Genomic DNA, 3,381 nt, shown 5'->3' on the forward strand with positions numbered 1-3,381 from the left:
GCGGCGCAGCGAGGTGCCCGCCAGCAGCCGGTCGGCCACCTGGGCGGCGCGCTCGGCGGATCCCGCCTGGAGGCCGTGGTCGACGGTGACGGCGCCGACCCGCAGGCCGATCTTGGGGGCTTCGAAGGCGGCGGCGATGGCCAGCGCCATCGAGTCGGCGCCGCCGCTGACCGCGACCAGGACCAGCGGCGAGCCGGGCGCGGCCGGGGTGCGGGGCAGCCCGGAGGGGTGGCGCGCGGCGTTGCCGATCAGGGTGGTGCCGACCGCGGCACCCACCAGCGGCGCCCCGGCCGGGCGCTCCCGCGGTCGGCGCACGGGCGCGGTGAAGGTGGAACCGGCCTCGGCGGCGAGGTCGGTGAGCGTACGGCGAACGGCCAGGCGTATCGCGGCGACGGCGGGGTGAGGACCCACGGCGGACGACTCCTCGACGGAGGGGGGACAGGACGTGCGGCGGACGCGGCGGGGACCGCGCACCCGCATGAGCACCCGGTTACCGGGCGCTCACAGATGGTGGCAGATAGTGGCCACCCACTACGCCACCCGCGCCCCCGGCAGGTCGACCGTCCCACGTTCGGGTGAATGAAGAAACGCTTCTTCACTCGTCGTCGGCCTGATTGGACCACTCGTACGAGCGGGTTTGACCGGCGCGCGCCGCTTGCCGTCCGGCGTACGGCGCGCCCGCGTCACGACCGCGCTCAGCGGGCCACCCGGGCCACCCAGGCGGCCGGGTCGTGGATCTCGTCCTTGGTGGGCAGGGTGTTCGGGGAGGTCCACACCCGGTTGAACCCCTCCATGCCGACCTGCTCCACCACCCCGCGCACGAACACCGCGCCGTCCTGGTACTGGCGCAGCTTCGCGTCCATGCCGAGCAGCCGGCGCAGCAGCAGGTCGAGCCGGTTGGCGCCGCGGTCCCGGCGCTGCTGGAACTTCTCCCGGATCTCGGCGACCGTCGGCACCACGGCCGGCCCGACGCCGTCCATCACCACGTCCGCGTGGCCCTCCAGCAGCGACATCACGGCCGTCAGCCGGCCGAGGATCTCCCGCTGCGCGGGCGACTGGACGATCTCCAGCAGGTTCCCGGAGGAGGCGCCCTCCCGGCTGCCGCCCCCCGGCAGGCCGCCGAGCGAACCCGCCGCGTCCCGCAGCCGCTCCAGCAGGGCGCCCGGGTCGACGTCCGTCTCGGCGAGGAAGGACTGCACCTCGGACTGGATGTGGTCGCGCAGCCACGGCACCGCGGTGAACTGCGTCCGGTGCGTCTCCTCGTGCAGGCAGACCCAGAGCCGGAAGTCGGACGGGTCGACGTCCAGCTCCCGCTCGACGTGCACGATGTTCGGCGCCACCAGCAGCAGCCGGCCCGGCCCGGGGCCCTCCGGCCCCAGCCGCGGCTTGTCGAACAGCGCCGCCGGGCTGTCCGGCGCCTCCAGCGGGGGCTCGGCCGGGGCGAAGGTCTCGTACTGGCCCAGCACCTTGGTGGACAGGAACGCCAGCAGCGCCCCGACCTCGATCCCGGTCGCCTTCTCGCCCACCGCGCCGAACACCCCGGCCGCCGTGCTGTTCGCCCGACGCGCCTGGAGCTTCTCCACCAGCGGCTGGACGACCGTGCGGAAGCCCGCCACGTTGGCCCGGATCCACCCCGGACGGTCCACCACCAGCACCGGCGTCGCCGCGGCCTGGGACAGGCTGGACGAACGCATGCCGGTGAACGCCCGCACGTGCTCCTCCGCCTCCAGGGCGTGCCGGCGCAGCTCGGCGACCACCGCCGCCGCTTCCTCCCGGCTCACTTCCGGACCCGGCCGCACCAACCTGGTCGCGGTTGCGACCGCGAGGTTCCAGTCGACCATGTCAGCACCGCCACTCGCGCTCGTCATGCCCTCACCGTACGTGCTCCCCACCACCAACGGCAGCCACCCGCCGCGAACACCTCTCCCCAACGGGCCCCGGCCCCACCGGTCTCCGGCCGCGACCAGTGGCGGGCAGCGGACCGGTGCGCGGCGGCGGGGTGCCTCCGGGCCGGCGGGCCGGGGCCGTTGGAGGGCGGCGGCGGGTCAGTGGCAGCCGCAGGTGGTGAGGCGGGCGGCGACGCGGTCCATGGCGGCGCGGGCGGTGTCGGCGGGGGCGGCGGGACGGGATCGACTTCTCGTGCGCGGAGGGGCGGGGGCGGCGGTACGGGTCATGACGGCGAAGGCGAGCAGGCGGCCGTCGGCGTCGACGACGGTGCCCGCGAGGGTGTTGACGCCGCTGAGGGTGCCGGTCTTGGCGCGGATCAGGCCGGCCGCGTCGGCGGCGCCGGACCCGGAGCCGTACCGCTTGTTGAGGGTGCCGGTGAACCCGGCGACCGGGAGGCCGGTGAGCACCGGGCGCAGGGCGGGGTGCTGCTCGGAGGCGGCCAGCGCGAGGAGTCGGACCAGGACGGCGGGCGGTATCGCGTTGCCCGGGTGCAGGCCGCTGCCGTCGTTGAGGACCACGGTGCCCATCGGCACGCCGAGCCGGGTGAGCTCCTGGGTGACGGCGGCCGCGGCGCCCTCGAAGCTCGCGGGCTGGTGGGCGGCGATGGCGACCTGACGGGCGATCGCCTCGGCGAGCTGGTTGTCGGAGGTGGTCAGCAGGCGTTCGACCAGCCGGGCGACGGTCGGCGAGAAGACGTCGCCGAGGGGCGCCGTGCCGGTGGCGGTCGGGGCGGGCGCGGGCGCGGCGGCGGGGCCGGCCTTTCCCGTCACGGTGATGCCGCGAGCCCGGAGCAGCGCGGCGAAGGCCTCGGCGGCCGCGGCCGCCGGGTCGGCGACCCGGTCCGGCGCGTCCTCCCGGCTCTTCGGGTCCGCCTTGGCCTCGTCCACCATCAGCGGGACCACCAGGGCGATGTTCTGGGCGTCGTGGTTCCTGTGCTGCGGGCCGCCCGCGTACATCGACAGGTCGTAGTCCAGCTGGACCGTCGTGGTGCCGAGGCCCTTGAGGCTGTCGGCGGTCTGCTGGGCGAGGGAGTCCAGTGAGGCGGGGGCGGTGTCGGCGTCGGCCGGCTGCCCGCCGATCTGCACCTGGTCGGCGGGCAGCGCGGTGAGCGTCGGGTCGCCGCCGCCGACCAGGGTGATGGTGCCCGGGGCCGCGCCCTGGACCACCCGGGTGTGCAGCCGGGTGTCGCCCGGGATGAGGGACAGGGCCGCGACCGCGGTGGCCAGCTTGGTGGTGGAGGCGGGGGTAGCCGGGGTGTTCTCCCCGGAGCCGTACAGGAGTTGGCCGGTGCCGGCGTCCGCGACGGCGAAGGTGACCTCGCCGAGGCTCTTGTCGGCGAGCACGGCGGCGAGCGCCTGCCGGAGGCCCTGCGCGGTGGGGACGGCGGCGCCCGGGCCGCCCTCGACGGCGGCCAGGACGGCGCCCGGCGCGGGG

At 76.1% G+C, this 3,381-nt stretch carries 3 protein-coding genes; all 3 read right to left on the reverse strand.

What is annotated here, in order from left to right; all coding sequences use genetic code 11:
* A partial coding sequence (locus AE652_RS38075; RefSeq protein ID WP_049659914.1) for an ATP-binding protein occupies window positions 1-411 on the reverse strand: 411 nt, incomplete at its 3' end.
* A 284-nt stretch (window positions 412-695) separates the two neighbouring features.
* Window positions 696-1,868: a zinc-dependent metalloprotease gene (locus AE652_RS38080; protein WP_049659916.1), complete on the reverse strand. Its 1,173-nt coding sequence runs from the start codon at window positions 1,866-1,868 to the stop codon at window positions 696-698.
* Window positions 1,869-2,045: 177 nt separating this feature from the next.
* On the reverse strand, window positions 2,046-3,381 hold a 1,336-nt coding region (gene dacB, locus AE652_RS38085), incomplete at its 5' end, for a D-alanyl-D-alanine carboxypeptidase/D-alanyl-D-alanine-endopeptidase (RefSeq protein WP_053112524.1).

It is taken from the genome of Kitasatospora sp. MY 5-36 (genome assembly GCF_001182915.1).
Lineage (GTDB): Bacteria > Actinomycetota > Actinomycetes > Streptomycetales > Streptomycetaceae > Kitasatospora.

What these genes read in the sequence shown, in the direction of transcription:
- AE652_RS38080 (WP_049659916.1), bottom strand. Translation starts at nt 1,868, where the DNA reads ATGACGAGCGCGAGTGGCGGTGCTGACATGGTCGACTGGAACCTCGCG.